Source organism: Streptomyces sp. NPDC001410 (assembly GCF_042895235.1).
GTDB lineage: Bacteria > Actinomycetota > Actinomycetes > Streptomycetales > Streptomycetaceae > Streptomyces.
In genome coordinates, this window is record NZ_JBIAWE010000001.1 from 640645 (window position 1) to 667095 (window position 26451).

At 72.3% G+C, this 26451-nt stretch carries 26 protein-coding genes and 1 tRNA gene; 11 read left to right on the top strand and 16 right to left on the bottom strand.

The features are described 5' to 3' along the window. Positions 1 to 49: 49 nt before the first annotated feature. Positions 50 to 1237 (bottom strand): thiolase family protein, encoded by a 1188-nt coding sequence (locus ACFY3C_RS02765; RefSeq protein ID WP_390769445.1) that lies wholly within the window; start codon positions 1235 to 1237, stop codon positions 50 to 52. A gap of 156 nt (positions 1238 to 1393) precedes the next feature. Between ACFY3C_RS02765 and ACFY3C_RS02770 the strand changes: the two genes are divergently transcribed. Both ACFY3C_RS02770 and ACFY3C_RS02775 read left to right on the top strand, forming a co-directional pair. Then, positions 1394 to 2251 carry an alpha/beta hydrolase gene (locus tag ACFY3C_RS02770; RefSeq protein WP_386577844.1) on the top strand — a complete coding sequence of 286 codons (858 nt, stop codon included), beginning with the start codon at positions 1394 to 1396 and terminating at the stop codon, positions 2249 to 2251. 154 nt (positions 2252 to 2405) lie between these two features. Then, the gene (locus ACFY3C_RS02775) at positions 2406 to 3203 is read left to right on the top strand and encodes an SAM-dependent methyltransferase (RefSeq protein ID WP_390769446.1); all 798 of its coding nucleotides are present in this window, start codon (positions 2406 to 2408) and stop codon (positions 3201 to 3203) included. Between the two features lie 380 nt (positions 3204 to 3583). On the opposite strand, the gene ACFY3C_RS02780 is transcribed toward ACFY3C_RS02775, so the two are convergent. Then, a complete protein-coding gene (locus tag ACFY3C_RS02780; protein WP_386577842.1) occupies positions 3584 to 4438 on the bottom strand; it encodes a Cof-type HAD-IIB family hydrolase in 855 nt (284 codons plus the stop codon). Positions 4439 to 4609: 171 nt separating this feature from the next. Here ACFY3C_RS02780 and ACFY3C_RS02785 point away from each other — a divergent pair, with 171 nt between their 5' ends. From ACFY3C_RS02785 to ACFY3C_RS02815, 7 genes are all read left to right on the top strand, one after another. After that, entirely contained in the window at positions 4610 to 5455 is an 846-nt protein-coding gene (locus ACFY3C_RS02785) for an SAM-dependent methyltransferase (protein WP_386577841.1), read from the top strand. 56 nt (positions 5456 to 5511) lie between these two features. Then, complete coding sequence (locus ACFY3C_RS02790; RefSeq protein WP_390769447.1) at positions 5512 to 6915, top strand: glutamine synthetase; 1404 nt, start codon at positions 5512 to 5514, stop codon at positions 6913 to 6915. A 2-nt stretch (positions 6916 to 6917) separates the two neighbouring features. Beyond that, positions 6918 to 8072, top strand: a complete 1155-nt coding sequence (locus ACFY3C_RS02795) for an amidohydrolase family protein (RefSeq protein ID WP_390769448.1) — start codon at positions 6918 to 6920, stop codon at positions 8070 to 8072. A gap of 42 nt (positions 8073 to 8114) precedes the next feature. Beyond that, a complete protein-coding gene (locus tag ACFY3C_RS02800) occupies positions 8115 to 8642 on the top strand; it encodes an NUDIX hydrolase family protein (protein ID WP_386577900.1) in 528 nt (175 codons plus the stop codon). A gap of 183 nt (positions 8643 to 8825) precedes the next feature. Further along, complete coding sequence (locus ACFY3C_RS02805) at positions 8826 to 9626, top strand: hypothetical protein (protein WP_390769449.1); 801 nt, start codon at positions 8826 to 8828, stop codon at positions 9624 to 9626. Between the two features lie 73 nt (positions 9627 to 9699). After that, positions 9700 to 11034, top strand: coding sequence for a PP2C family protein-serine/threonine phosphatase (locus tag ACFY3C_RS02810; protein WP_390769450.1), 1335 nt, complete (start codon positions 9700 to 9702; stop codon positions 11032 to 11034). 71 nt (positions 11035 to 11105) lie between these two features. Further along, positions 11106 to 12197: an MASE1 domain-containing protein gene (locus tag ACFY3C_RS02815; protein ID WP_386577836.1), complete on the top strand. Its 1092-nt coding sequence runs from the start codon at positions 11106 to 11108 to the stop codon at positions 12195 to 12197. Here the strand turns inward: ACFY3C_RS02815 and ACFY3C_RS02820 are convergent. Continuing rightward, a tRNA-Pro gene (locus tag ACFY3C_RS02820) sits at positions 12176 to 12252 on the bottom strand. The two genes, ACFY3C_RS02815 and ACFY3C_RS02820, sit on opposite strands and share 22 nt — an antisense overlap. Positions 12253 to 12376: 124 nt before the next feature. Here ACFY3C_RS02820 and ACFY3C_RS02825 point away from each other — a divergent pair. Together ACFY3C_RS02825 and ACFY3C_RS02830 are read left to right on the top strand one after the other, a co-directional pair. Continuing rightward, the gene (locus ACFY3C_RS02825) at positions 12377 to 13084 is read left to right on the top strand and encodes a transketolase (protein ID WP_390769451.1); all 708 of its coding nucleotides are present in this window, start codon (positions 12377 to 12379) and stop codon (positions 13082 to 13084) included. Positions 13085 to 13168: 84 nt separating this feature from the next. Then, positions 13169 to 14089: a transketolase family protein gene (locus ACFY3C_RS02830; RefSeq protein ID WP_390769452.1), complete on the top strand. Its 921-nt coding sequence runs from the start codon at positions 13169 to 13171 to the stop codon at positions 14087 to 14089. A gap of 190 nt (positions 14090 to 14279) precedes the next feature. Here ACFY3C_RS02830 and ACFY3C_RS02835 read toward each other — a convergent pair whose 3' ends face one another. From ACFY3C_RS02835 to ACFY3C_RS02895, 13 genes are all read right to left on the bottom strand, one after another. Beyond that, positions 14280 to 15593 (bottom strand): MFS transporter, encoded by a 1314-nt coding sequence (locus ACFY3C_RS02835; protein WP_390769453.1) that lies wholly within the window; start codon positions 15591 to 15593, stop codon positions 14280 to 14282. Between the two features lie 81 nt (positions 15594 to 15674). After that, complete coding sequence (locus ACFY3C_RS02840) at positions 15675 to 16034, bottom strand: MmcQ/YjbR family DNA-binding protein (RefSeq protein WP_386577831.1); 360 nt, start codon at positions 16032 to 16034, stop codon at positions 15675 to 15677. A 30-nt stretch (positions 16035 to 16064) separates the two neighbouring features. Further along, positions 16065 to 16595, bottom strand: coding sequence for a GNAT family N-acetyltransferase (locus ACFY3C_RS02845; RefSeq protein WP_390769454.1), 531 nt, complete (start codon positions 16593 to 16595; stop codon positions 16065 to 16067). Beyond that, positions 16592 to 17164, bottom strand: a complete 573-nt coding sequence (locus ACFY3C_RS02850) for a helix-turn-helix domain-containing protein (RefSeq protein WP_386577829.1) — start codon at positions 17162 to 17164, stop codon at positions 16592 to 16594. Before ACFY3C_RS02850 ends, ACFY3C_RS02845 begins: the two co-directional genes overlap by 4 nt. Positions 17165 to 17210: 46 nt before the next feature. Continuing rightward, positions 17211 to 18116, bottom strand: coding sequence for a LysR family transcriptional regulator (locus ACFY3C_RS02855; protein ID WP_386577828.1), 906 nt, complete (start codon positions 18114 to 18116; stop codon positions 17211 to 17213). A gap of 31 nt (positions 18117 to 18147) precedes the next feature. Further along, the gene (locus tag ACFY3C_RS02860) at positions 18148 to 19347 is read right to left on the bottom strand and encodes a glycine C-acetyltransferase (protein ID WP_390769455.1); all 1200 of its coding nucleotides are present in this window, start codon (positions 19345 to 19347) and stop codon (positions 18148 to 18150) included. Positions 19348 to 19386: 39 nt separating this feature from the next. Continuing rightward, positions 19387 to 20415, bottom strand: a complete 1029-nt coding sequence (gene tdh / locus ACFY3C_RS02865; protein WP_389184625.1) for an L-threonine 3-dehydrogenase — start codon at positions 20413 to 20415, stop codon at positions 19387 to 19389. A gap of 192 nt (positions 20416 to 20607) precedes the next feature. Beyond that, on the bottom strand, positions 20608 to 21183 hold the full coding sequence (locus tag ACFY3C_RS02870; protein WP_390769456.1) for a GAF domain-containing protein: 576 nt from the start codon (positions 21181 to 21183) through the stop codon (positions 20608 to 20610). Between the two features lie 61 nt (positions 21184 to 21244). Beyond that, positions 21245 to 21844: an ATP/GTP-binding protein gene (locus ACFY3C_RS02875; RefSeq protein WP_386577824.1), complete on the bottom strand. Its 600-nt coding sequence runs from the start codon at positions 21842 to 21844 to the stop codon at positions 21245 to 21247. Next, the gene (locus ACFY3C_RS02880; protein ID WP_386577823.1) at positions 21822 to 22193 is read right to left on the bottom strand and encodes a DUF742 domain-containing protein; all 372 of its coding nucleotides are present in this window, start codon (positions 22191 to 22193) and stop codon (positions 21822 to 21824) included. The genes ACFY3C_RS02875 and ACFY3C_RS02880 overlap by 23 nt, the downstream gene beginning before the upstream one ends. A 2-nt stretch (positions 22194 to 22195) precedes the next feature. Beyond that, on the bottom strand, positions 22196 to 22630 hold the full coding sequence (locus ACFY3C_RS02885) for a roadblock/LC7 domain-containing protein (protein WP_386577822.1): 435 nt from the start codon (positions 22628 to 22630) through the stop codon (positions 22196 to 22198). Between the two features lie 77 nt (positions 22631 to 22707). Beyond that, a complete protein-coding gene (locus ACFY3C_RS02890; protein WP_386577821.1) occupies positions 22708 to 24807 on the bottom strand; it encodes an ATP-binding protein in 2100 nt (699 codons plus the stop codon). 383 nt (positions 24808 to 25190) lie between these two features. Further along, positions 25191 to 26372: an MBL fold metallo-hydrolase gene (locus ACFY3C_RS02895; protein ID WP_390769457.1), complete on the bottom strand. Its 1182-nt coding sequence runs from the start codon at positions 26370 to 26372 to the stop codon at positions 25191 to 25193. Between the last annotated feature and the right edge of the window lie 79 nt (positions 26373 to 26451).

Here is a 26451-nt window from a genome sequence, read left to right on the forward strand (position 1 = left end):
CCGTTGATCCCCATGCGGGGAGCCCCCCTCGCCCCCTGTCGACGAATCGCTAGTGCCGCTCGACCAGCACCGCGCTCCCCTGTCCCACTCCCACGCACATGGTCGCCAGACCCCGCTCCGCACCCGTGCGGCGCATGCGGTGCAGCAGGGTCGTCAGGATGCGGGCGCCGGAGCAGCCGAGCGGGTGGCCGAGGGCGATCGCGCCGCCGGTGGGGTTCACCAGCTCGGGGTCGATGCCCAGCTGGTCGACGCAGGCGAGTGCCTGCGCGGCGAACGCCTCGTTGAACTCGGCCTCCTGGAGGTCGCCGATCTCCCAGCCGGCCCGGGCGAGCACCTTGCGGGTGGCGGGGACCGGGCCGATGCCCATCACGTCGGGGTGGACGCCCGCCGAGGCACCGGCGACGTAGCGGCCGAGGGACTCCAGGCCCAGCTCGTTCAGGGCCTCCTCGCTGACCAGCAGGAGCCCGGCGGCACCGTCGTTCATCGGCGAGGCGTTGCCCGCCGTGACCGTGCCGCCCGCGCGGAAGGCCGGCTTGAGGCGGGACAGCTTCTCCAGTGAGGTGTCCTCGCGGACGCACTCGTCCTGCTCGACCGTGACGCCGTCCGGGCGCTCCACGGGCAGGAGTTCGTCGTCGAAGTGGCCGTTCTTGCGTGCGGCGGCGGCCAGTTGGTGGCTGCGCAGCGCGAACTCGTCCTGCCGGGCGCGGGAGACGCCGTACCGTTCGGCGACCTCCTCGGCGGTCTCGCCCATGGCCAGCAGGCCGTGCAGGTCTTTCATGGCCGGGTTGACCAGGCGCCAGCCGAGCCGGGTGTCGAAGGTCTCGATGCGGTGCGGCAGGGCCTCGTCGGGGCGGGGCAGGACGAAGGGGGCGCGGCTCATCGACTCGGAGCCGCCCGCGATCACGATGTCGGCCTCGCCGGCGGCGATGGTGCGGGCCGCGGTGGTGACGGCTTCGAGGCCGGAGGCGCACAGCCGGTTGACGGTGGCGCCGGGCACGGTCTCGGGCAGGCCGGCCAGCAGCGCGGCCATGCGGGCGACGTTGCGGTTGTCCTCGCCGGCCTGGTTGGCGGCGCCCCAGTAGACGTCGTCGATGCGGGCGGGGTCGAGCGCCGGCAGGTCGGCCACCAGGTGGCGGATCACGGTCGCTGCGAGTTCGTCGGGCCGTACGGCGGACAGGGCTCCGCGGAGCTTGCCGATGGGGGTGCGGCGGGCGGCCGCGAAGTGGACGGGACGCACGGCTGGGACTCCTGACCTACGACGCTGTGGATCAGCACGAATCTACGGGTGTGCGCCAGGCGCACTTAATTAGCACTGCTAGTTTTGGACTATAGACCTCCGAGCGGCTCCCTGGGAAGATCCTCCGGAACCTTCACCCAGACAGCCGGAGGAGACATGGCCGACGTCCGCGAGCACATCCTCGACGGCATCGTCGTACGCGAGTGGCCGCACCCGGAGCCGCGCTATCTGGCCCTCGTGGTGCACGGGTACGGGGAACACGCCGGTCGCTACGACGAACTGGCGGGCGTTCTCAACGCGCACGGGGCGGCGGTGTACGGGCCCGATCACGTCGGGCACGGAAAATCTGCCGGTGATCGGGTGGTGATCGAGGACTTCGAGGACGTCGTCACCGACGTGCACGCGGCGGCGGACCTCGCCCGCGCCGCGCATCCGGGCCTGCCCCTCGTCGTGGTCGGCCATTCCATGGGCGGCCTGATCGCTGCCCGGCACGCCCAGCGCTACGGCGCGGAGCTGAGCGCGCTGATCCTGTCCGGGCCGGTGATCGGCGTCTGGGAGCTGCCCGGGCGGCTGCTGGCCCTGCCCGAGATCCCGAACACCCCGATCAGCCCGGCCGCGCTCTCCCGGGACCCGGCGGTGGGCGCCGCCTACGCCGCCGACCCGCTGGTCTGGCACGGCCCGATGAAGCGGCCGACGCTACGGGCGTTCGTCCGCACCCTGGAGACCGTGGCCGAGGGCGGGGACATCGGCCCGCTGCCGCTGCTGTGGCTGCACGGGGACGACGACCGGCTGGTTCCGCTGCCGGGGAGCAGGGTCGGGGTGGAGCGCCTCAGCGGCGGCCGGCTGACCGAGCGGATCTTCGCCGGGGCGCGGCACGAGGTGTTCAACGAGACGGACCGCGCGGACGTCTTCGCGGAGGTGCTCCGCTTCCTCGACGCGGAGCTGCGTCAGCGTCCCGGTGGAACGCACGCGGCGCACCCGGCCGGCCCGGCGGATCCGGCACTCCCCCACTGATCAGAACCCCAACCGGCCGCGCCGACAGGCACGTTGGCAGAACACTCCGGACGGACAAGCAACCGAAGACCACCTCCGCCCCACCCCAAGATCGTGTCAGACTGCTGGCATGCCCCCGGACTGCAAGGGGGCCTCTCGAACGGAGGAGCAGGACGTGACGGGGACCGAGCCGGCCGCTCAGGAGATCGACACCACCCGGCCGCATCCGGCGCGGGTGTACGACTGGTTCCTCGGCGGCAAGGACAACTACCCCGTCGACGAGGAACTCGGCCGCCGGATCGCGGCGATCGACGGGGGCGGCGCCCCGCGGGCCGCCCTCGCCAACCGGGGGTTCATGCGCCGGACCACGCGCGCGCTGGCCCAGGAGGCCGGCATCCGCCAGTTCCTGGACATCGGCACCGGCATACCGACCGAGCCCAACCTGCACCAGATCGCCCAGTCCGTCGCCCCGGACGCCCGCGTCGTCTACGTCGACAACGACCCGATCGTGCTGGCCCACGCGAACGCGCTGCTGCGCGGCACCCCCGAGGGTGTGACCGAGTACGTCCAGGCCGACGCCCGCGATCCGCGCGCCATCCTCGAACAGGCGGGCCGCGTCCTGGACTTCGACCGCCCCGTCGCCCTGTCCCTGATCGCCCTGCTGCACTTCGTCGCCGACGAGGACGGCGCCCACGAACTGGTCACCACGCTGGTCGACGCGCTGGCGCCGGGCAGCAGCCTGGTGCTGTCCACGATGACGGCCGACTTCGAACCGGAGAACGTCCGCAAGGGCATCGCCGCGTACGCCGCCGGCGGGGTGACCCTGGTGGCCCGCTCACAGGCCGAAGTGGGCACGTTCTTCAAGGGGCTCGACCTGCTGGAGCCCGGCATCGTCTCCGTGGCGGACTGGCGCCCCGAGAGCGAACCGGACGGACCGATCTCGCTGTACGGCGCGGTCGGCCTGAAGCGCTGAACCGCGCGCGGCTGCCACTGTCCGCCACTGCCCCCGATCGCCCGGTACAGAGCAGCGAGCGCGGCAGACACGCCTATGGTGCCCCCGAACGCGACTCCGCCGCGCTGCAGAACGTCGGGCCAGCTCGCCCCGGTGGCCCGGGCACCCCACGCGGCGACCACCGCCATCAGCGCGGCGGACATCACCACGAGGGCGATCGCCAGAAGCCGGACGGCCCTTGCGTTGTTCATGCGTCAGCACTCCTGCCAGTCGATCGGCACGGATGATCGTGCCGAGCTCCTCGGTCCCGCCCTCCCCCGAGCGGCTGAACCAAGGCCCCGACGACGACGGAGCGCTTCGCGTATGAGGAGTTGACAGTCCCGTCGAGCCGTACGGCGCAGCTAGAGACCGAGAACGTGCGCGATGGTCCGCAGCACCCCGTTCTCGTTGTTGGACGGGGCGAGATGGCGGGCCCGGCGGACGACCTCCGGGTGGGCGTTGGACATGGCGAAGGACCAGTCGGCGGCGTCCAGCATCTCCAGGTCGTTGAGGTAGTCGCCGAACACCATGGTCTGCGCGGGCGTGATGCCCAGCTCGCGCTGCAGGCCGCGCAGGGCGGCGCCCTTGTTGGCGGTGCGGTTCATGACGTCGACCCAGTGCTCGCCGGAGACGACGACCTGGTGGCTGGCGGTGAACGCGTCGAGGGCCGGGGCCGTGGTGTGCTCGGCGGAACCGAAGTCGAACAGCGCCACCTTGATCACGTCGTCCTCGACGGCGGTGACGTCCTCGACGATCCGGTGCTCGACGTAGTACTTGCGCACCTCCGCCAGGAACGCCCCGTCGGTCCGCTCGACGTACGCCGACCGCTTGCCGCAGACCACCGCGCCGACGTCGACGCCGTCCGCGACCAGGCGCCGTACCATCCGGGCGAGGTCCGCGGCGACGGACCGGTCGAGCACGTCGGAGCTCAGCTCCACACCGTCGCGGACCACATAGGTGCCGTTCTCCGCGATGAACACCATGCCCTCGGCGACCTCGGCGAACTGCCGGGCCAGCGTGGCGTACTGACGCCCGCTCGCCGGGCTGAACAGCACGCCGCGGCGGCGCAGTTCGGCGAGCGTCGGCCACAGGCCGTCGGGTATCCGCTTGGCGTCGTCCAGCAGGGTGCCGTCCATGTCGGTGACGACGAGCCGGATGTCGGCCGAGCCGGCGGGCAGGCCGGGGGTTTCGAGCAGGGACGCGGGCGTGGCGGGCATGTCCTTCTTCCGGTCGGGAACGGGATACGCGGTGGGCGGGCGGGTAGGAACCGAGGGTTCCAGTGTTCCTCATGCGACCGGACGCCTCGGAGGTGCAACCGGATGCCCCGGAGGGTGGCCAAACCCTCACGCTGCGCGTTTCCCGGGACAGCGAGATCAACGGGCGGCACAATGACCACGACAACCGCACAGGAGAAGGGCGGCGACGTGAGCGCGGGCGACTCCCCGACGGCCGGACCGGCGAGGCTGAACACCTCCGTGGCGCACAACGCGCGGGTCTGGAACTACTGGATCGGCGGCAAGGACAACTACGAGGTCGACCAGCAGGTCGGCGAGCACGTCGCCGGGATGTTCCCGGTGATCCGGTCGGTGGCCCGTGCGGACCGGGACTTCCTGGGCCGGGCGGTGCGGTACCTGGCCGAGGAGCGCGGGCTGCGCCAGTTCCTCGACGTCGGCACCGGGCTCCCGACGGTCGACAACACCCACGAGATCGCCCAGCGGATCGCGCCCGAGTCGCGGATCGTGTACGTCGACAACGACCCGATCGTGCTCGTGCACGCCCGCTCCCTGCTCACCAGCTCCCCCGAGGGCGTCACCGACTACATCGACGCCGACGTGCACGACCCGGACGCCATCGTGCGCCGCGCCGGCGACACGCTCGACCTGGACCGGCCGGTCGCGGTGATGATGCTGGGCATCCTCAACTTCGTCCTGGACACCGAGGCGGCCCGGGACATCGTGCGGCGGATCATGGCGGCGGTCCCGTCCGGCAGTCACCTGGTGCTCACCCACCCGACCTTCGACGCCGAGGTGGGCGGCGAGGGCAACATCGCCGCGATGGAGTTCTGGAACGCCAACGCCACCCCGCCGATCACCGCCCGCAGCGGCGCCGAGATCGCCTCGTTCCTCGACGGTCTGGAGCCGGTCGAACCGGGTCTGGTGCCGTGCTCGCGATGGCACGCCGAGCCCGGTGCAGCCGCGGTACCGCAGTACGGCGCGGTGGCCGTGAAACCCTGAGGCCGACGACACCGGGGCCTGGGCCCTGTCCGGACCTGGCCCGCCGAGGAGGACGTATGACCACCCTTGCCGACCCGGTGCCCGGCGGGCGCCCCGGCGACCTGCGTCGGGTGGCCTCGCTCACCGCCGAGCTGGCCGCCCGGGGCGTGCACGGGATCGTCCTGGCCTATGTGGACACGGCGGGCATCGGCCGGGTCAAGACGATCCCGACGGCACGCCTGGAGGCCGCCGTGTCCTGGGGTGTCGGCATGTCACCGGTGTTCGACACGTTCCTGGCCGACGACTCGATCGTCACCACCGACGTCCTCGGCTCCCCCGACGGCGACCTCAGGCTCTACCCCGACCTCGACCAGCTGGTGGTCCTGGCCGGGCAGCCCGGCTGGGCGTGGGCGCCCGTGGACCGGATCACGCAGGAGGGCGAGCGGCACCCCGGCTGCGCCCGGACCTTTCTGCGCCGGATCGTCGCCGACGCCGCCGACCGGCACGGCCTCGCCTTCAAGGCGGCCGTCGAGGTCGAGTGGGCGGTCGGCCTCGACACGGCGCCCGGTGCGGAGTTCGTCCCGGCGGTGTCCGGGCCGGCGTACGGCGCGGCCCGGCAGATCGAGCTGGGCGACTACACCGCCGACCTGCTGGCGGCGCTCGCGGCACAGGGCGTGGACGTGGACCAGATCCATCCCGAGTACGCGGCCGGGCAGTTCGAGGTCTCGGTGGGCGCACGGGACCCGGTGGCGGCGGCCGACCGCAGCGTGCTGGTGCGGCAGACGATCCGGGCGGTGGCGCAACGGCACCGGCTGCGGGTCTCCTTCGCGCCCGCGTTCCTCCCCGAGGGCGTCGGCAACGGCGGCCATCTGCACCTGTCCTGCTGGCGCGGCGGGGTGAACCTGCACTCCGGCGGCGAGGGCCGGTACGGCATGACGGCCGAGGCGGAGTCGTTCGTGGCCGGAGTGTTCGCCCACCTGCCGGCGCTGACGGCGGTCACCGCGCCTAGCCCGGCCAGCTATCTACGGCTCAAACCCTCCCGCTGGGCGGGCGTGTTCACCGCCTGGGGCCGGGAGACCCGCGAGGCCGCGCTGCGGATCGTCACCGGCACGGCGGGCCGCCGGGACCAGGACGCCAACATGGAGATCAAGCCGGTCGACCTGGCCGCCAACCCGTATCTCGCGCTGGGCTGTGTCATCGCCGCCGGCCTCGACGGGATGACGGCGTCCCTGCCGCTGCCCGAGGAGATCACCGGGGACCCGGCCCGGTACGGCCCGGACGAGGCGGCCGCCCTCGGGGTCGCGCGCCTGCCGACCTCGCTGCCGCAGGCCGTCGAGGAGTTCCGTGCCGACCAGGTCCTGCGGGCCGCGCTGGGCCCGGTCCTGGCGGACGCGGTGACCGCCGTACGGCTCGGGGAGGCGGCCGCCGTGGACGGGCTGGACGACGCGCAGGTGGCGGCCGCCTACCGCTGGAAGTACTGACCATGCCCGCCCCTGGCCCCGGCCCCGTCCACGAGGCGCTCGCCGCGCTGCCGCTGGTCGACCACCACTGCCACGGCGCCGTCGCGGCCGATCTCGCGCCCGAGCAGTTCGAGTCGCTGATCACCGAGGGAGAGGCCTGGCCCGGCAGCTCGACCTTCGACAGCCCGGTCGGCGTGGCCGTACGCCGACACTGCGCGCCCTTGCTGGACCTGCCCCGGCACGCACCTCCCGCCGACTATCTGGCCCGGCGCGCCGAACTCGGCTGGCGCGAGGTCAACCGCCGGTTCCTGACCGCCGCCGGAGCCGAGGTCTTCTGCGTCGACACCGGCTACGCCCCGCACCCCGTCACCTCCCCCGCCGAACTGGCCGCGGCCGCGGGCGCCGCCGCCCACGAGGTCGTACGGCTCGAACAGGTCGCCGAGGCCGTGGCCGCGCGGGGTGTCGAGGCGGGCGAGTACGCGGCCGTGTTCCCGGCGGCGGCCGAGGAGGCCGTACGGCGGCCCGGAGTGGTCGCGGTGAAGTCGGTGGCCGCCTACCGCACCGGCTTCGCGCTCGCCCCCGAGCGCCCCGCGCAGGCGGAGGTGACGCAGGCCGCCCGGCACTGGCTCGCGGGCGGTGGGCGTCTGACCGACCCGGTCCTCGTACGGCACCTGCTGTGGACGGCCGTCGACCTCGGCCTGCCCCTCCAGCTGCACACCGGCTTCGGCGACGCCGACCTGCGGCTGCACTGCGCCGACCCCGCCCTGCTCACCGACTGGCTGCACCTGACGGCGGGCACGATCCCGGTCCTGCTGCTGCACTGCTGGCCGTACCACCGCCAGGCGGCCTACCTGGCCACGGTGTTCGAGCAGGTGTACCTGGACGTCGGCCTGGCCCTGCACTACACCGGCCCGGCCCGCTCCCGGGCGGTGCTGGAGGAGGCTCTGGAGATCACCCCGTTCCGCAAACTGCTGTACAGCTCGGACGCCTACGGTGTGGCCGAGTTCCACCACCTGGGCGCACTGTCCTTCCGGCGGGGACTGGCCGGAATACTCCAGTCCCGGGTGGACGCCGACGAGTTGAGCCTGCCCGACGCCCTGCGCATCGCGACCTGGACGGGCCGTGACAACGCCCGCCGACTGTACGGACTCCCCGCAAACGATCCGGCCCGTGACTGAGCGCGCGCCCCACCCGGAAAGTATGATCAAGCAATGTCTGACATGACCGAAACCACGCCCGGCTGGCTGACCACGGACGAGCTGGAAATGGCCAGGGCCCGGATGCCGATCCTGTACGTCGAGGCCGTGCCCGTGCGCGTGGACGACAGCGGCGAAGTCACGAGCATCGGACTGCTGCTGCGCATCGGCCCGGACGGAACGGTCAGCCGGACCCTGGTCTCCGGCCGCGTCCTGCACCACGAGCGGGTCCGTGACGCGCTGCTGCGCCATCTGGAGAAGGACCTCGGCCCGGTCGCGCTGCCCCGGGTGCCGGCCTCCCTGCAGCCGTTCACGGTCGCCGAGTACTTCCCGACGGCCGGCATCACGCCGTACCACGACCCGCGCCAGCACGCGGTGTCCCTTGCCTACGTCGTCCCGGTGACCGGCGACTGCCGGCCCCGGCAGGACGCGCTGGACCTGGTGTGGTTCAGCCCGCAGGAGGCCCTCTCGCCGGTCGTGGAGAGCGAGATGCCGGGCGGGCACGGGGTGCTGCTGAAGCAGGCCCTCGCCCACGTGGGTGTCGTGTCCTGACGCAGGTCGCCTGGGTGACTGGCCTGCCTATCAGGCCAGTCAGGTCTCTGACCAGGGCCTTCCCGGATGCGTTCAGGTTGTGTTCAGGCCTGTGGCGGCCCGTGGCAACACCTGCACCAGAAGCCCCAAAACTATGGCAAAGGGGTCTGGGGAAGGGGCAGTTGACCATGCGAGGGTGCGGCCATGAGCACAGAGCACGTCCTCGACCAGCGGCCCCACGACCATGCCGGAGCCCGCGCCCGCATCCGTGCGGGCGCGAACAAGGTGCCCGAGGTCACCGTCTACTTCTGGATCATCAAGGTCCTCACCACCGGCATGGGCGAGACCGCGTCCGACCTCCTGGCGCACCTGCTCGGCCCCGTCCCGGCGGTCGGCCTCGGCGGTCTGGCCCTGGCGGCGTCGCTCGCGGTGCAGTTCGCCGTCCGCCGGTACGTGGCCTGGGTCTACTGGACGGCGATCGTCATGGTCAGCGTGTTCGGCACGATGGCGGCCGACGTGCTGCACGTGGGCCTCGGCGTGCCCTACGCCTTCTCGACGCCCCTCTTCATGGTCGCCCTGGCCGCCGTCTTCGCCCTCTGGTACGCGAGCGAGCGGACCCTGTCGATCCACAGCATCCGCACCCGCCGCCGCGAGACGTTCTACTGGGCCGCCGTCCTCGCCACGTTCGCGCTCGGCACGGCCGCGGGCGACCTCACCGCGTCCATCGGCTTCGGCTACCTCGGCTCGGCGGCCCTGTTCGCCGTGGCGATCTGCGTCCCGGCCCTCGCCCACGGGGCGGGCACCCTCGGCGCGGTGCCCGCGTTCTGGACGGCGTACGTCATCACCCGCCCCCTCGGCGCCTCGCTCGCCGACTGGATGGCCCTGGAGCCGCACCGGGGCGGCCTCGGACTGGGCCTCGGCCCGGTGACGCTGTCCTGGACGGTGGCCATCCTCGGGCTGGTCGGGTACCTCGCACTGTCCCGGCGGGACGTCCGGAGCGCCTGAATCCGCTCACCGATGCCACAATCGAAAGGCAACGCAGCCGCTTGATCGGATCGTGTCAGGAGGCCGGAACCCAATGGCGAGGGAGAGGGCGGGGAGACTGCCGAGGCAGCCGCGCCTGCCCGACCTGCAAGTGCGCCTGCGTTCCGAGCTGGGCCGGATCGACGACATCCTGCGCGACCTGATGTCCTCCATGGACCGGCTGCAGGGTCTGCTGGAGTCGGTGGTGGCCATCAGCCGGGAGGTGGAGCTGCCCGCGGTGCTGCACCGTATCGTCACCACCGCCATGGACCTGGTCGGCGCCCGCTACGGAGCACTGGGGGTGCTCAACGAGTCCGGGGAGCGCCTGGAACAGTTCATCACGGCCGGACTGTCCGAGCAGGAACGCAACGATCTGGCCGACGTCGGCCTGCCACGGGGGCGGGGTGTCCTCGGCCATCTGATCCGCCACCCCGAACCCCTGCGGGTCGAGAACATCCCGGCCCATCCGTCCTCCGCCGGTTTCCCGCCCGGCCATCCGTGCATGCGCACCCTGCTCGGCGTCGCCATCAGCGTGCGCGGCGAGATCTACGGCGACCTCTACCTCGCCGAGCGGCGCGACGGACAGCCTTTCGACGTGCACGACGAGAACGTCGTCCTCGCCCTGGCGAGCGCCGCCGGCATCGCGATCGAGAACGTCCGCCTGTTCGAACGGGTACGCGTCCGGGAAGAGCAGTTCCAGCGGCTGCTGCTGCCCACCCTGCCCGACCTGCGGCCCTTCACCGCCGCCGCCATCTACCAGCCCGCCGCCGAGCCCAGTCAGGTCGGCGGGGACTGGTACGACGCCATCCCCCTGCCCGACAACGTCGTGGCGGTCGTCATCGGCGACGTCGTCGGGCACGACCTGCATGCGGCGGCCGCCATGGCCTCCACCCGCAACATGCTGCGCGCGCTGCTGTTCGACCAGAGCAATCCGCCCGGCACGGTCCTCACCCAGCTCGACCGGGCCCTGCAGGCCACCACGGACAATCCCGTCACGACCACCACCTTGGCCCGGATCGAACCCGAGGGATCGGGCTGGCGGCTGCGCTGGAGCACCGCGGGCCACGTCCCGCCCCTGCTGATCACCCCCGAGCACCACATGGAGTTCCTGTTCGCCGAGCCCGGGCTGCCGCTCGGGGTCGACACCGAGCAGACGCGCCCCGACCACTCCCGCTTCCTGCCTCCGGCCGCCACCGTGGTCTTCTTCACCGACGGACTGATCGAACATCCCGGCCACGCCATCGACGAGAGTCTGGCCGAGCTGGCGAAGCTCGCCACGGAACATGCTGCCCTGCCCCTGCAGGAGTTCGTCCAGGCGCTGGCCGAGCACCATCCCAGCGACGGTCACGACGACATGGCCATCCTCGCCGTGCGCACTCCGGACGCCTGAGCGGTGGCGTGGAGGATCCGCGGGATCCGACGGATGATGGGCTTCGGGGCGATGGACGCGGAGGTCGCCCGATGGCTGTCGTACCGCATGAACGGCTCGGGCACGCCGGGCTGGCCGTCCTCGAGATCTGTGTCATCGCCGGGCTGTATTTCGGCGCTGCCAAGGTGGGACTGCTCCAGCAGCTGGTGCGCGGCCAGGTCACGCCGCTGTGGCCGCCCAGCGGTATCGCGGTGGCGAGCCTGCTCCTGCGCGGCCCGCGGGTCTGGCCCGGGATCGCGCTCGGCGCGTTCCTGGTCAACATCCCGCTGGGGCCGTCGCTCCCGGCCGTGCTGGCGATCGTGGCGGGAAACACCCTCGCGCCCCTGTGCTCCTACGGGCTGCTGTACCGTTCCGGGTTCCGCAAAGAGCTGGACAGCTTCCGGGACGCGCTGGCCCTGATCTTTCTCGGCGCGTTCACCGGGATGCTGGTCAGCGCGACGGTGGGCACCGGGACCCTGGTCCTCTCCGGGGTACTGACCTCCGGCGACTTCTGGCCCACGTGGTCCGTCTGGTGGACCGGCGACGCGATGGGTGTCCTGGTGGTCACGCCGGTCCTGCTCGTCCTGAGTTCGGCACGCCGGCCGAGGGAGGCGACACCGGCCCGGTGGGTGGAAGGGCTGCTGCTGCTGGCCGCCACTGCCACCATCGGTTTCATCGAGACCGGCCCCACGCCGCTGCTGTTCCTCGGCTTCCCGCTGCTGGTCTGGGCGGCCTTCCGCTTCCAGCTGGCCGGGGCCGCGCCCTGCGCACTGGCCGTGTCGACCTTCGCGATCATCGCCGCCGGCCGGCAGAGCGGCCCGTTCGCCGGTCACGACCTGCTCACCGACATGATCACCCTGCAGGCGTTCAACGGCTCCGCCGCGCTGACCGCACTGCTGCTCGCGGCAGTCGTCAGCGAGCGGAACACGACCCAGCGGGAGATCGCGCATGCCTGCCATCAGCTGGCCGGGATGGCGGCCAGGATCGCCACCGGCGGCCACGGCCCGATGCTCCCCGACGGGGAGACCGAGAGTCCCGCGGAAATGGAAACGGAATCGGAAGCAGACACGGAAAAGGCCATCTCCTCATCTCTGAGAAGACGGCCTCCGACCGGCAACAAAGCTGGTCGGGACGACAGGATTTGAACCTGCGACCCCTTGACCCCCAGTCAAGTGCGCTACCAAGCTGCGCCACGTCCCGGTGCCCGTTTGACCTGGGGTTTCCCCGGTCGAAACGTGCAGGGAAACAATACCGCACTCGGCTCGGTGGTCGCGCACTCTTTCCTGTTGACCTCAAGCTTGGTTGAGGTTGCACGATCTTCGACATGAAGATCGCAGCGGACGACACCCGCACCTACGGCTACGACGACCTGCCCCGGCTCATGGCGCTCATGACGGGCGACGAGAAGCACGGCCCGGCGGCCACCTCCACGCTCGACGCGCTGTGGGTGCTGTACGACCGGGTGCTCCGGGTCACGCCGGAGCGGCGCGAGGATCCCGCCCGGGACCGGTTCCTGCTGAGCAAGGGGCACGGGCCGATGGCGTACTACGCGGTGCTGGCGGCGAAGGGCTTCGTGCCCGTCGAGTGGCTGCCAGGGTTCGGGTCGTACGACTCCCCGCTCGGGCACCACCCCGACCGGGTGCTGGTGCCGGGGGCCGAGATCGGCAGCGGGTCGCTGGGGCACGGGCTGCCGATCGCCGTGGGCAGCGCGCTGGGGCTGCGCGCGCAGGGGCTGCACGAGCCGGGCGTCTGGGTGCTGATCGGGGACGCCGAGCTGGACGAGGGCAGCAACCACGAGGCGATCGCCTTCGCGGGGCCCGCCGGGCTCGAACGGCTGCACACCATCGTGATCGACAACTCCTCCGCCAGCCATGCCCGGCCCGGCGGGATCGCCGCCCGGTTCGAGGCAGCGGGCTGGTCCGCGGTGACCGTCGACGGGCGGGACCACGAGGCCCTGTACGCCGCGTTCACCGCGCCGCACCCGGGGCGCCCGCATGTGGTCGTGGCCCGCGTCGAGCCGAAGAACGCCTGAATCTTCCAGCTCCTCCCGTCCCTCTCGCCCCTCTAGCCCCTCCCGTCCCTCCCGTCAGAACTCAGTGGAAAGGGTCCAGCCCTCATGGACACCATGCGTGACCGTTTCGCCCCCGTCGTCTCCCGGCTGCTGGACGAGGATCCGCGGGTCGCGGTCGTCCTCGCCGAGATCGGCAAGGACGGCTTCGCCGAGGCCCTGCGCCGGCATCCGGACCGGGTGATCAACGTCGGCATCCGCGAGCAGCTGCTGGTCGGGGCCGCCGCCGGTCTCGCGCTCACCGGGCTCAGGCCGGTGGTACACACCTTCGCCAGCTTTCTCGTGGAGCGGCCCTTCGAGCAGGTCAAGCTGGACCTCGGGCACCAGGACACCGGAGCGGTGTTGGTGAGCGCGGCCGCCTCCTTCGACTGGCCGGCCGGGGGCTACACCCACATGGCGCCCGCCGACGTGGCGCTGCTCGACACCCTGGACGGCTGGACCGTGCACGTGCCCGGACATCCCGACGAGGCCGAGACGCTGCTGCGGCGCGCGGTCGCTGCGGGGGACGACAAGGTCTACGTCCGGCTCTCCGTGCAGGCCAACCGGCAGGGGCTGGCGGTCGACGGGGAGCACTTCGTGACGGTCCGCGAGGGGCGCGCCGGGGTGGTCGTCGCGGTCGGGCCCATGCTGGACGCGGTACTCGCCGCCACGGAGGGCCTGGACATGACCGTGCTCTACGCGACGACCGTACGACCCTTCGACGCGGCCGGGCTGCGCCGGGCCACGGAGTCCGCGGGCACGGACGTCGTCCTCGTCGAGCCGTACCTCGCGGGAACGTCGACGGCAGCGGTGAGCGAGGCACTGGCGGATGCGCCGCACCGGGTGCTCGGCCTCGGCGTGGGACGCCGTGAGCTGCGGCGGTACGGCACGGTCGCGGAGCACATCGCCGCGCACGGGCTCGACGCACGGACTCTGCGGGAGCGGATCGGCGCGTTCGTGTGGGCGGGGCGGCCATCCGTGCGCGCGTGAGACCGGCGGCGGCTCGGGGCGCGGGCGGGGGGCCATGGGGACCCGACCGGGGCGCGGGCAGGAGGGCATGCGGACCCGACCGGAGCGCCTGCTCAGCACGCGGACGGCAGCCACGCGAACACGCCACGCCCATCGCACCCCAGTCCCGAACACCCGCGGGAACCCACACCAGCCCGGCCGCGGCGCCTGCTCAGTGCGTCGGTGTCTGCGTCTCCGCTCGCACCAGGCCCCGTATCGCCGGGACCGAGAGCAGGGCCGCGGCCACCAGCACGCTCATCACGGCGGAGACCAGCAGGACGTGGTCGGCGCCGAGGGCTGCGGCCGCCGGGCCCGCGAGGGCCTGGCCCACGGGCATCATCGCCAGGGAGCCTGCCACGTCGTAGGCGTGGATGCGGTTGAGGACGTCGGACGGGACCTGGGTCTGCACGCTGGTCGCCCACATCACCCCCCAGAACGACATCCCGGCCCCGGCCACCGCCGCCCCGGCCGCCATGGCCGGCACGCCGAGGCCGGCGCCGACGGTCGCCGGGAAGCCGAAGAAGGCGAACAGGGCGAGCGCACCGGCCCGCAGCATGCGGCGGGGGCGCAGTCTGAGGGCGAGCAGGCCGCCGATCACGGTGCCCGCGCCGAGGGCCGAGTTGACCAGGCCGTAGGCGCGGGGACCGTGGTGCTGGACGACCTCGGTGGCGACGAGCGGGACCGTCGGCCCCCAGACGGCGATCATGTACACGCACCACACGGCGATCACGCCCCACAGCCAGGTCCGCGACCGGAACTCCCGCCAGCCCTCCACCAGGTCGGCCCGGAAGGCGCGCAGGCCGGGACCGGCGGTGCGGGCGGCCGCGGGGAGCGGAGGCAGCCGGAGGAGGAGCAGGCACAGGGCGCTGGTGGCGTAGGTGGTGGCGTGCACGGCGAACAGGCCGCCGGGCGAGACGAAGCCGACCAGGAGGCCGGCGACGGCCGGTCCGGCAAGCTGCGCCGACGACTCGGCGATCCGGATCGCACCGTTCGCCCCCTGGATGTCGGGGGCGAGACGGGGCACGGTGCTGGCCACCCCCGGCTGGAAGACGGCCGCGGCCACGCCGTTGACGACACCGATGACGCAGATCTGCCACAGGACCACGTGCCCGGTGAAGAAGAGACCGGCGGCGAAGGACTGGGTGACGAGCCGGACCAGGTCGGCGCCGATCATCAGCCTGCGGGTGCTGAACCGGTCGGCGATGACCCCGCCGAGGACGACGAGTCCGGCGAAGGCGGCGACGGAGGAGGCCATGGCGAGACCGACCGCGCCCGCGCCGTACCCGTGCTCCAGCAGACCGGCGGCGAGCGCCACGGGCAGCATGGTGTCGCCGAGGCGGGCGACGGCACGGGCGACGAAGAACAGCGCGAAGTCCCGCGACCAGACGGCCGGTGGCTCGGCACCGGCCTTGTGCCGAACCCCGGTGCCGGTGTCGGTGCCGGTGCCGGTGCCGACGATGTCACGCCGTGCGTCCGTACCCGTCACTCGTACGCTCCCCTCCCCACCCCGGGGCATCCCCGCCGCGCGGGATCATGCCACGCCGCCCCTGCCTCCGCCGAGGGATTTTCAGCTGCCGCCGGGCAGGCCCAACTCCGGGTAAACGTCCAGGAGTCGGGGCGGGGCAGCCTGTCGCCAGGAGTCGGCGAGGATGTCGCGCAGCTCCTCCTCGCCCTCCAGCGCGGCGAGTCTCGCTCTCACCCAGGCGAACTGGGCCTCATGGTCGGCGATCCAGAACTTCCCCGGCTCCGCCATGACCAGTTCGTCGCGCTCCTCCTTGGGGCAGCGCACGGCGATGGACGTCTCGTCCTCGGGCAGCGTGGCGAACATCTTCCCGGCCACCCGGAACGTGGGCATGCTCCAGGCGATCTTCTCCGTGGTGTCCGGCAGGGACAGAGCGATACGGCGTACGTCTTCAGCATCCGGCATGCCACGCACGGTAGCCCCTGCCACTGACAGTCACCCGGTCGGCGGACCCACCCGCTTGTAGTAGAGGGTCGTCGGGCGCAGTTCGCCCGCCGGGTTCGCGGCGTAGTCGGGGAGGCTGCCGGCCTCGCTCCAGCCGGCCGAGCGGTAGAGGTGTTCGGCGGGGCTGCCGGTCTCGGTGTCCAGGTGGAGGAGAGTGAGGCCGGTGGCGGTGGCCGCGTCCTCGGCGGTGGCAAGGAGTCTGCGGCCGAGGCCCTGCCCGCGCGCGGAGCGGTGCACCATCAGCTTCACGAGTTCGGCGCGGTGGCGGCTGTTGGGCTTGTCGGGCAGGGCCAGGCTCACCGTGCCCGCGACACGGTCCGTGTCGTCCACGGCCACCCACACCGCCAGCCGCCCGGTCGCCACCGCGTCGGCCCGCTCCCGCCACCAGGCGGCCGCCTCCGCCCGCCCGAGCGGCGCGAGGAAGCCGACCGAGGCGCCCCCGGCCACGGTGTCGGTCAGCAGTCCGGCCAACTCCTCGCTGCCGTCCCGCACTTGGGCCTCGCTCCAGCGCAGCACCCTCACGGCCGCACCACCGCCAGCACATAGCGGGCCTCTCGCGGCCCGGCGCAGCGGAACCTCGTCGGCCCGAAGACCCGCATCCGCAGGCAGTCGCCCGCGTCGAGACGGTGGCCGGTGTCGCCGACGGTCACCTCCAGCGCACCCTCCAGGACCCACAGGTGCTGTTCCAGCCCGGACACGGGCGGGCGGTCGTACGCGATGTCGGCGCCCGGGGCGAGCCGGCCCTCGACCAGTTCGCCGCGCAGGCCGGCGTGCGGCGGGGACACGGACCGGCGGACGAAACCGGAGGCGCGGTCCTGCCACACCTGCTGCTCGGCCGCCCGGACCAGCGGGGCCGGTTCCGCCTCGACCTCGCCGAGCAGCTGCGACATGGTGCGTCCGTAGACGTGGCAGAGGCGGTTGAGGACGGCCGCGGTGGCGCTGATCTCCGCACGCTCGGCCCGGGACAGGGTCGACCTGCTCACTCCGCTCCGCTCGGCCAACTCCCCCAGGGACCAGCCGCGTTGAGCCCGGAGTTCGGCGAGCCGGGCACCGATCCGGGCGTCGACGGGGTCGGGACCTTCGCTTCTCATATCCGGGACGTTATCCCGAATATGAGACGTGCGCGTTACGCAAGGCTCACGCCTGAGTCGCCGCCTCCTCCAGGGCCTGGAGCACCTGACGGATCAGCGGGTGCCCCTCGGCTCCTCGCCGTACGGCCGCGAAGACCCGGCGGGTCGGGGCCACACCGTCCACGGGGCGGACGACCACACCCGTGAGGTCCATCCCGCGCAGGGCCGAGCGCGGCACGAGGGCCACGCCGGCGTCGGCCGAGGCCAGGGCGACGACGGCACGGAAGTCGTCGGAGGAGTGTTCGAGGCGGGGCTGGAACCCGGCGCTCTCGCAGGCGAGGACCACCACGTCGTGGCAGGGGTTGCCGGGGTACGGGCCGATCCAGGCGTCCTTGGCCAGCTCCGCCAGCGGAACCTCCGGGACGTCGGCGAGGCGGTGGCCGACCGGGACGACCGCGTCGAAGGGCTCGGCGTACAGGGGCACATGGGTGAGCCGGGGGTCGTCGGCGGGCGGGGCCCCGCGGTACTCGACGGCCACCGCGACGTCCACCTGCCGGTCCAGGACCATGGGCAGACTGGCGTCGCCCTCGGCGTCCTGGACGCGGATGCGTATGCCGGGCGCGGCGGCCGCGAGGCGGGCCACCGCGGGCGCCACCACCTGGGCGATGCCGGTCGCGAAGGCGGCCACGGTGACCGTGCCCGCCTCCCCCGAGCCGTAGGCCGCCAGCTCGGCCTCGGCCCGCTCCAGCTGGGCCAGGACCGCGTTGGTGTGGCCGAGCAGGATCTCGCCGGCCGGGGTGAGCCGTACGCCCTTGGCGCTGCGCTCGACCAGGCGGTGCCCGGTCTCCTGCTCCAGGGCCGCCAGCTGCTGGGAGACGGCGGAGGGGGTGAGATAGAGCGCGGCGGCTGCCGCCGTGACCGTGCGGTGGTCGGCCACCGCACGGAGGATGTGGAGCCGCCGGGCTTCGATCATGGGACCAATTATCTCAGGGTGTCCGCACTGGTCAGGCCGCCAGCTCCGCGCGGGCGGCGACGAAGGCGTCCACGGCCCGGTCGACGTCCTCGGTGGAGTGCGCGGCGGACAGCTGCACGCGGATGCGGGCCTGGCCCTGCGGGACGACCGGGTAGGAGAAGCCGATCACGTACACGCCCCGCTCCAGCAGCAGTTCCGCCATGCGGGCCGCCTCGGCCGCGTCGCCGATCATGACGGGGGTGATGGCGTGGTCGCCGGGGAGGATGTCGAAGCCCTCCTCGGTCATCCGGCGGCGGAACAGCGCGGTGTTCTCGGTGAGCCGGACACGCAGGTCGTCGGCCGACTCCAGCAGGTCGAGGACCTTCAGAGAGGCGGCCGCGATCACCGGGGCCAGGGTGTTCGAGAACAGGTACGGGCGGGAGCGCTGGCGCAGCAGGGCGACGATCTCGGCGCGGGCGGCGACATAGCCGCCGGAGGCGCCGCCGAGCGCCTTGCCGAGGGTGCCGGTGATGATGTCGACGCGGTCCATGACGCCGTGCAGCTCGGGGGTGCCGCGGCCGCTGGGGCCGACGAAGCCGACGGCGTGCGAGTCGTCGACCATGACCATCGCGTCGTAGCGGTCGGCGAGGTCACAGATCTCGCCGAGCGGGGCCACGTAGCCGTCCATGGAGAAGACGCCGTCGGTGACGATCAGCTTGCGCCGCGCGCCGCCCTCGGTCGCCTCCTTGAGCTTGGCCTCCAGGTCCGCGAGGTCGCGGTTGGCGTAGCGGAAGCGGCGGGCCTTGGACAGGCGGATGCCGTCGATGATGGAGGCGTGGTTGAGGGCGTCGGAGATCACCGCGTCCTCCTCGCCGAGCAGGGTCTCGAAGACACCGCCGTTGGCGTCGAAGCAGGAGGAGTACAGGATCGTGTCCTCCTGCCCGAGGAACGCGGACAGGCGCGCCTCCAGCTCCTTGTGCACCTCCTGGGTGCCGCAGATGAAGCGCACGGAAGCCATGCCGTAGCCCCAGCGGTCCAGGGCCTGGTGGGCGGCGCCGATCACCTCGGGGTGGTCGGCGAGGCCGAGGTAGTTGTTGGCGCAGAAGTTGAGGACCTCGCCGGGGCGGCCGCCGGCGCTGACGTTGACGGTCGCGGACTGCGGGCTGTCGATGACCCGCTCGGGCTTGTGCAGGCCGGCGGCACGGATCTCGTCGAGCGTGGCGCGCAGGTCGTCGCGGACAGAGCTGAACATGAGGGGGCTCCTCTGAAAGTGCTGGCGGAAGAAGGGGGGTTACGCGGTCCAGTCCAGGATGATCTTGCCGCCCGTGCCGCTCGCCGCGTCGGCGAAGGCCGCCTCGAAGTCGCGGTAGCCGTACCGGCCGGTGATCACCGGGGCGAGGTCCAGGCCGCCCTCCAACAGGACCGACATCGCGTACCAGGTCTCGAACATCTCCCGGCCGTAGATGCCCTTGATGGTGATCATCGAGGTGACGATCCGGGACCAGTCGACCGGGAACTCCTCGGCGGGCAGGCCGAGCATGGCGATCCGGCCGCCGTGCGTCATGTTGGCGATCATGTCCCGCATGGCCTCGGGGCGGCCGGACATCTCCAGGCCGATGTCGAAGCCCTCGCGCAGGCCCAGCTCCCGCTGCCCGTCGGCGATCGAGGTCCGGGAGACGTTCAGGGCGAGGCTCACGCCGATCTTGCGCGCGAGCTCCAGGCGCTCCTCGCTGACGTCGGTGATGACGACGTTGCGGGCACCGGCGTGGCGGGCCACCGCCGCCGCCATGAGGCCGATCGGTCCGGCACCGGTGATCAGGACGTCCTCGCCGACCAGCGGGAAGGACAGCGCGGTGTGCACGGCGTTGCCGAACGGGTCGAAGATCGCGGCGACGTCGAGGTCGACGGGGACGCGGTGCACCCAGACGTTGGACGCGGGCAGCGCGACGTACTCGGCGAACGCGCCGTCGCGGCCGACACCGAGGCCGATGGTGGCCCGGCACAGGTGACGACGGCCGGCCAGGCAGTTACGGCACTTGCCGCACACCAGGTGGCCCTCGCCGCTGACCCGGTCGCCGACCCGGATGTCGGTGACGTCGCGGCCGGTCTCGACGACCTGCCCGACGAACTCGTGTCCGAGCACGAGCGGAGTGCTGATGGCCTGCTGCGCCCAGCCGTCCCAGGCCCGGATGTGCAGGTCGGTGCCGCAGATACCGGTCCGCATGACCTTGATCAGTACGTCCCCGGGACCGATTTCGGGCTCGGGTACGTCCGCGAGCCAGAGCCCGGGCTCGGCCTTCTCCTTGACCAGCGCCTTCAACGCTACGACTCCTGTGGGTGAGGTCCCGGTCGAGGGCATGCCGAAGGAGCCCGCACCGGGTCAGAGGGGTGGAATCACCCTGCAATCTGCCGTATGCGAGGGCCGGGGTCCATCGAGCTTTTCTTAACCGCCGCCTCAGCTTTCCTTCACGCCTCCCGGACCCCCACGGTCGTGTCCGTCCCCGCGGGCACCTCAGATCGTCAGCCCGTCGTCCGCGGACCGTGCGATGCGTACGACGAGTTCGGCGGCCAGCGCCTTGATGGTCTCCAGCCCGGCTCTCCCCCAGGCCCGGGGTGCGATGTCGAAGGCGCACACGGTGCCGAGCGCCATGCCGTAGCTGTCGATGAGCGGGGCGCCGAGGTAGGAGCGGATGCCGTACTCGTCGACGACCGGGTTGCAGGCGAAGCGGGGATAGTCGCAGACGTCCTCCAGCACCAGGGCCTTGCGGCGGACCACCACGTGGGGGCAGAAGCCATGGTCGCGCGGCAGGACACGGCCGACCTCGGGCCTGCTGCCGTCCTCCCGGACCACCGGCGCGGCGACCGGGGTGCGCAGGCCCGCGAAGTACTGGTGGTTCTCGCCGACGAAGTTGACCATGGCGTACGGCGCGCCGGTGAGCTGGGCGAGATGGTGCGCGAAGGCGTCGAGAGCGGGTTCGGGCCGCTCCCCCAGGCCGAGTCGGCGCAGTCGGGAGATGCGGGCGGGCGCCTCCCTGTCCTCGGGGGTGAGCAGCAGACCCCGGACCGGTCGGGGCGGCTCGTAGCTCATGGCCGGGCTCCGGCGCTGTGGGTGTGTCTCATAGGGCGGCTCCGTGGGCGGTATGGCGGGATCACATGTGGGCGCCGTGGCTCGGCGCGGGCGCCGGGGCGTGGGCGATGAGGTGGCGTACGAGGGTGAGCAGGGTCTGCACGCCGGAGCTGGAGATGCGTGCGTCGCAGCAGACGACCGGGATCTCGGGGTCGAGGTCGAGGGCCACACGCACCTCCTCCGGGTCGTAGCGGTAGCCGCCGTCGAACTCGTTGATGGCGACGATGAAGGCGAGGCCGCGCTCCTCGAAGAAGTCCACGGCCGCGAAGCACTCCTCCAGACGGCGCGTGTCGGCGAGGATGACCGCGCCGAGCGCCCCTTCCGACAGCTCGTCCCACATGAACCAGAACCGCTCCTGCCCCGGCGTGCCGAACAGGTACAGGACGTGCTCCGGATCGAGGGTGATCCGGCCGAAGTCCATGGCGACCGTCGTCTCGACCTTGTTCTCGATGCCGTCGAGGTTGTCCGTGGCGGCGCTGACCGTGGTGAGCAGCTCCTCGGTGCTGAGCGGGGCGATCTCGCTGACCGCTCCCACGAAGGTGGTCTTGCCGACCCCGAACCCGCCCGCCACCAGGATCTTGAGGGCGGTCGGAAACGGGTCAGAGCTGTCGTCGTAGTCCATCGAGCACTGCCTCCAGCAGAGACCGGTCAGTGGGGTTGTGGTGGAACGCGGGGGGCTTGGTGGTCAGCGCCCCGCAGTCGACGAGGTCCGAGAGGAGCACCTTGGTGACCGCGGCGGGCAGTTTCAGATGCGCGGCCACCTCGGCCACCGAGACGGGCGCGCGGCTCAGGTCGAGCGCCTGGGCGTGCTCGGGGCCGAGGTAGCCGAGCGGGGTGACACCGGTGGCCATCACCTGCGACATCAGGTCGAGGGCGATGCTGGGCTCGGTGCGGCCGTTGCTGACCGTGAACGGGCGCACCAGCCGTCCGGCCGCGTCGTCGAGCCAGGGCCCGTCGCCGGCTGCGGCCACGTTCAAGGCCTCATCGCCGTGGATTCGACGGCGTGCTGCCGGGGTGCGGTCACCAGGTACGGGCGGACGCTCTTGACCAGCATCGCCATCTCGTAGCCGAGCACGGCGGCGTCGGCCTCGCGGCCTGCGAGCACGGCCAGGCAGGTGCCGGAACCGGCGGTGGTGACGAACAGCAGCGTCGAGTCGAGTTCGACGACGACCTGGCGGACGTCCCCGCCGTCGCCGAACCGGACCCCCGCGCTGCGGCCGAGGGAGTAGAGGCCGGAGGCCAGGGCCGCCATGTGGTCGGCACTGTCCGGGTCCAGGCCGTGGACGGACTTCACCAGTCCGTCGCACGACAGGAGCACCGCGCTGCTGGTGTGCGGTACGCGCTGCACTAGGCCGCTCAGCAGCCAGTCGAGGTCGGATGCCGGGGCGGTCGGCGCGTCGCTCGCCATGGTGGATCGACTCCTTGGGGTACGAAGGTCAGCGGGAGCGCTGGGGGTGGGGGGTGGTGCGGGACTGACGAGGGTGGTCATCCGGCTGGTGCGCTCCCGTCGGACCGGCCGGGGCCCTCGGATACGGGCGCGTGCGTGTGCATCTGGGTTATGGGCGTCTGGGCCAGGGGGTTGGCCGCGTCCATGGGGTGGGCAGCCATGGGGTTGGCGCCCAGTGGGCTTGCGTCGACGTGTGCGGGGTGCACATGGGGCGACACCGTGGCCGGTGCCCTGTGGGCCGGGCCCGCGTCCGGGTGTCCGGGCACCGCGGGTGCGGTCTCCACACGGGGTGAATCCCCGTGTGCCGACTCCATGTTCTGCTGTGCCTCGGCGAGTCCGATCCCCCGCTGGAAGGCCGCCATCAGGCCGGGGTCGTGGCCCGGGACGACGTCGCCGTCCTGGCGGGGAACCGGGCCGCCGCGCAGTTGGGGAACGATGTGCTCCTGGGCGCGCCGGCGGGGCAGTTGGGGCTTGTCCATGGTGCCGCGGACCGCACCGGTGCGCGGGGTGGGCGGGGTGCCCGCGTGGGTCTCGAGCACCGACCGGTCCTCGGCGTTGATGCCGGGCACGGCTTCGGCGATGTTGGGTCGTTGCTCATGGGCGCCGCGCACGGGCAGCGGGGGCGGTGAACCCGTGCCCTGTGAACCCCCGTTCTGGGCACCCCCGTTGTGCATGCCCCCGCCTTCGGGGGTGCCGCTGTGTCCGGATCCGTACTGCGTGTGCCGCCGCCGTCCGGCTGCCGGGTCCGGTCCGTTCCCGACCTGCCCTCCGGCCCGCGCGCTGCCCGGGTCACTCGTGCCGGGTCCGCCGGCCGGACCCGCCCCGGCCGCGGCTCCCGGCAGGTGCTCGACGGATGCCGCACGCCCCTGCTGCGGCACCTGGGGGGTCACCACCGGATCCTGGGGCTGCGGTGCGGCTCCCCGTACACCCTGCGTCGTGCCCAACAACGCCTGCGGGACCACGAGTACGGCCTGCACACCGCCGTAGATGTTGGTCTGCAGACGCACGCCGATGCCGTGGCGCCGGGCGAGCTGGGAGACGACGTAGAGGCCGATCCGGCCGTCGGCCAGCAGGCTCGCGACATTGACCTGGTCGGGGTCGGCGAGCAGGGCGTTCATCTTGTTCTGTTCGCCGACCGGCATGCCGAGCCCGCGGTCCTCGACCTCCACGGCGAGCCCGGAGGTGACGAGGTTGGCGCGGAGCAGCACCTGGGTGTGCGGGGCGGAGAACACCGTGGCGTTCTCGACGAGTTCGGCGAGCAGGTGGATGACGTCGGCGACGGCGTGGCCGCGCAGTTCGCCGTCGACGGGCGGCACCAGCTTGACCCGGGAGTACTGCTCGACCTCGGCGATGGCGGAGCGCAGCACCTCGGTCATGCTCACCGGGTTGCTCCACTGCCGGCGGGAGACGGCGCCGCCGAGCACGGCGAGGTTCTCGGCGTGCCGCCGGATCCGGGTGGCCAGATGATCGACGTGGAACAGGCCCTTGAGGAGTGCGGGGTCCTCGATCTCGTGTTCCAGGTCGTCGAGGATCGAGATCTCCCGGTGCACCAGGGACTGGAGCCGCCGCGCGAGGTTGACGAAGACCTCGAGCTTCTGCTCGCTGCCCGCCTGGCTGGAGAGCCGGCTGGCCTGCACGACGGCGGTGACGGCGCCGTCGTACGCGTGGGCCAGGTCGGCGGCGAGCAGCTCGAAGTCGTCGGCGCCCTGCGGCGGGCGGCGGCGCGGCCCCTGCTGCGGCGGGGTCTCGCCGTGGCGCAGTGCCTCGACGAGGGCACGCAGATCGGCCTCGCCACGCGCGGCGCTGCGGCGCAGGGCGACGACACGGTCGCTGACCGAGCGGGCGGCCCGGTCCGCGGCCACGGCGGCGATCATGATGCCCGCGACGGTCACCGCGACCGCTCCGGCGAGCACGACCCACAGGGTGGGCGCGGGGCGTGCGCCGGTGGAGCGGATGCTGAACAGGACCGCCGCGCTGGCGCTGAGCGCGACCGCGACGGGCGGCAGCACGGCGAGCCGCATGAGCTGAGGCCGTATATGCGTCTCGGGCAGTGCGGGAGCGGGTCGGGCGACCGGTCGTCCGTGGCGACCGCCCTCACGGCGGTCGGCACGGGCGGCCGGTGCACGGAGGTGAGACATCTGCGTCCTCGTACTGGTCCGTCGGGCTGCCATCCGGACACTCACAGTAGTCGCATGAGCATCACGTGCGGTGGGCAGTTGACAAAGTCACCCGCAGAGGATCCCGCTCTGGTATGAGGCTTCGTACGACAGACCGATAACCGTGTCGCACCCATCGATCCAACCCGAAAGAGACCGAAACAACCTGCTCAAAAGCGGTCACGAGAACGAGGGGGAGATCCGCGCTCCGGAGCCCCCTCCACATCACCTCAATCCCGGCACGAGACACGAGACCCCCGCCGAAGCGCTCCGGCCACCCTCCACCCGCTCCGAGAAATTGTCACGGAGAGTATCAGCGATGGCCTTGGCTCAAGGTCGGACAGACGCCGCACGCGGGCCATCGATCACCCGTGGTCGAGCCCCTTGCGCACGCCGGGCTCGGCGGCCAGTGCCCCGAGCGCCCGCCAGGTGCGGCGGACGGTACCGGAGACGCCTCGCCACCAGGGCTCGGCGGGGAGCTTGCCGGCGGGCTCGAAGGGCTCGCCGGGTCGGGGCAGCGCCACCGCCTGGCCGGCCTCCTCGGCGGCTTCCTTGGTCCACTCGCCGGGTTCGGCCCACGGGTGCGGGGCAAGGTTGAAGGTGCCCCAGTGGATCGGCAGCAGCACTCCGTGCGGGTCGCCGCCCTGGAGGTCGAGGTGGGCGCGCAGGCCCTCCTCGGGGGTCATGTGGATGTCGGGCCAGAACTCGCTGTACGCGCCGATCTGGATCATCGTGGCGTCGAACGGGCCGTGGGCCGCGCCGATGTCCTTGAAGCCGTCGAAGTAGCCGGTGTCACCGCTGTGGTAGACCCGGTGCTCCTCGCCCGCCACGGCCCAGGACGCCCACAGGGTGTGCTGGTTGTTGCGCAGGCCGCGGCCGCAGAAGTGGCGGGCCGGGGTGGCGGTGAGGGTGAGTCCGCCGACCTTGGTGGCCTCGTGCCAGTCGAGTTCGCGCAGCCGGTCCGCGGACACGCCCCAGTGTTCGAGATGGGCACCGACGCCCAGCGGCACGGCGAACACGGTGTCCGTGTCGGCCAGCGCCTTGATCGTGGGCATGTCCAGGTGGTCGTAGTGGTCGTGCGAGACGACCACCACGTCGACCGGGCCGAGCGCGGCCAGCGGCAGCGGCACCGGGTGCAGCCGCTTGGGCCCGGCGAAGGGGAACGGGGAGCAGCGCTCGCCCCAGACGGGGTCGAACAGGATCCGGTGGCCGTCGATCTCCACGAGCACGCTGGAGTGGCCCATCCACGTCACCCGCAGCCCCGTGGCCGGCGGCTTGGCGAGGTCGGCCAGGGTGGTGGCGTGCACCGGGACGGTGCCGCGGGGGGCGCGCAGCGGCCGGGTGTCCTTGTCCAGGAACACCTTGGCGAAGTCGAGCATGGAACCGGAGGGCCGGGTGCGAGCGGTGCCGCCGGGGTTCTGGAAGACGCCGTCCTTGAAGTGGGGGGAGCGGCGGATGCGGGCCATGCGCTCACCGCTCGGTTCCGCGCCGAAGGCCTCGGGCTGAAGCATGCCGAGCCCGAAGCTCTGGGAACGCAGACCGGTCACGGTACCTCCTGGTGGAGTCGCTGAGGTCCTCCATTATGGTCGGCGCCCCCGACAGGCCGGGGTGGCCGGGGTCACAGTC

Bases quoted from the DNA above. Each gene is read 5' to 3' on its own strand.
- ACFY3C_RS02770 (WP_386577844.1), top strand. From the start codon at position 1,394: ATGGCCGACGTCCGCGAGCACATCCTCGACGGCATCGTCGTACGCGAG.
- ACFY3C_RS02780 (WP_386577842.1), bottom strand. From the start codon at position 4,438: ATGCCCGCCACGCCCGCGTCCCTGCTCGAAACCCCCGGCCTGCCCGCC.
- ACFY3C_RS02785 (WP_386577841.1), top strand. From the start codon at position 4,610: ATGACCACGACAACCGCACAGGAGAAGGGCGGCGACGTGAGCGCGGGC.
- ACFY3C_RS02790 (WP_390769447.1), top strand. From the start codon at position 5,512: ATGACCACCCTTGCCGACCCGGTGCCCGGCGGGCGCCCCGGCGACCTG.
- ACFY3C_RS02795 (WP_390769448.1), top strand. From the start codon at position 6,918: ATGCCCGCCCCTGGCCCCGGCCCCGTCCACGAGGCGCTCGCCGCGCTG.
- ACFY3C_RS02800 (WP_386577900.1), top strand. From the start codon at position 8,115: ATGACCGAAACCACGCCCGGCTGGCTGACCACGGACGAGCTGGAAATG.
- ACFY3C_RS02805 (WP_390769449.1), top strand. From the start codon at position 8,826: ATGAGCACAGAGCACGTCCTCGACCAGCGGCCCCACGACCATGCCGGA.
- ACFY3C_RS02810 (WP_390769450.1), top strand. From the start codon at position 9,700: ATGGCGAGGGAGAGGGCGGGGAGACTGCCGAGGCAGCCGCGCCTGCCC.
- ACFY3C_RS02815 (WP_386577836.1), top strand. From the start codon at position 11,106: ATGGCTGTCGTACCGCATGAACGGCTCGGGCACGCCGGGCTGGCCGTC.
- ACFY3C_RS02825 (WP_390769451.1), top strand. From the start codon at position 12,377: ATGAAGATCGCAGCGGACGACACCCGCACCTACGGCTACGACGACCTG.
- ACFY3C_RS02830 (WP_390769452.1), top strand. From the start codon at position 13,169: ATGGACACCATGCGTGACCGTTTCGCCCCCGTCGTCTCCCGGCTGCTG.
- ACFY3C_RS02840 (WP_386577831.1), bottom strand. From the start codon at position 16,034: ATGCCGGATGCTGAAGACGTACGCCGTATCGCTCTGTCCCTGCCGGAC.
- ACFY3C_RS02850 (WP_386577829.1), bottom strand. From the start codon at position 17,164: ATGAGAAGCGAAGGTCCCGACCCCGTCGACGCCCGGATCGGTGCCCGG.
- ACFY3C_RS02855 (WP_386577828.1), bottom strand. From the start codon at position 18,116: ATGATCGAAGCCCGGCGGCTCCACATCCTCCGTGCGGTGGCCGACCAC.
- ACFY3C_RS02860 (WP_390769455.1), bottom strand. From the start codon at position 19,347: ATGTTCAGCTCTGTCCGCGACGACCTGCGCGCCACGCTCGACGAGATC.
- ACFY3C_RS02870 (WP_390769456.1), bottom strand. From the start codon at position 21,183: ATGAGCTACGAGCCGCCCCGACCGGTCCGGGGTCTGCTGCTCACCCCC.
- ACFY3C_RS02875 (WP_386577824.1), bottom strand. From the start codon at position 21,844: ATGGACTACGACGACAGCTCTGACCCGTTTCCGACCGCCCTCAAGATC.
- ACFY3C_RS02885 (WP_386577822.1), bottom strand. From the start codon at position 22,630: ATGGCGAGCGACGCGCCGACCGCCCCGGCATCCGACCTCGACTGGCTG.
- ACFY3C_RS02890 (WP_386577821.1), bottom strand. From the start codon at position 24,807: ATGTCTCACCTCCGTGCACCGGCCGCCCGTGCCGACCGCCGTGAGGGC.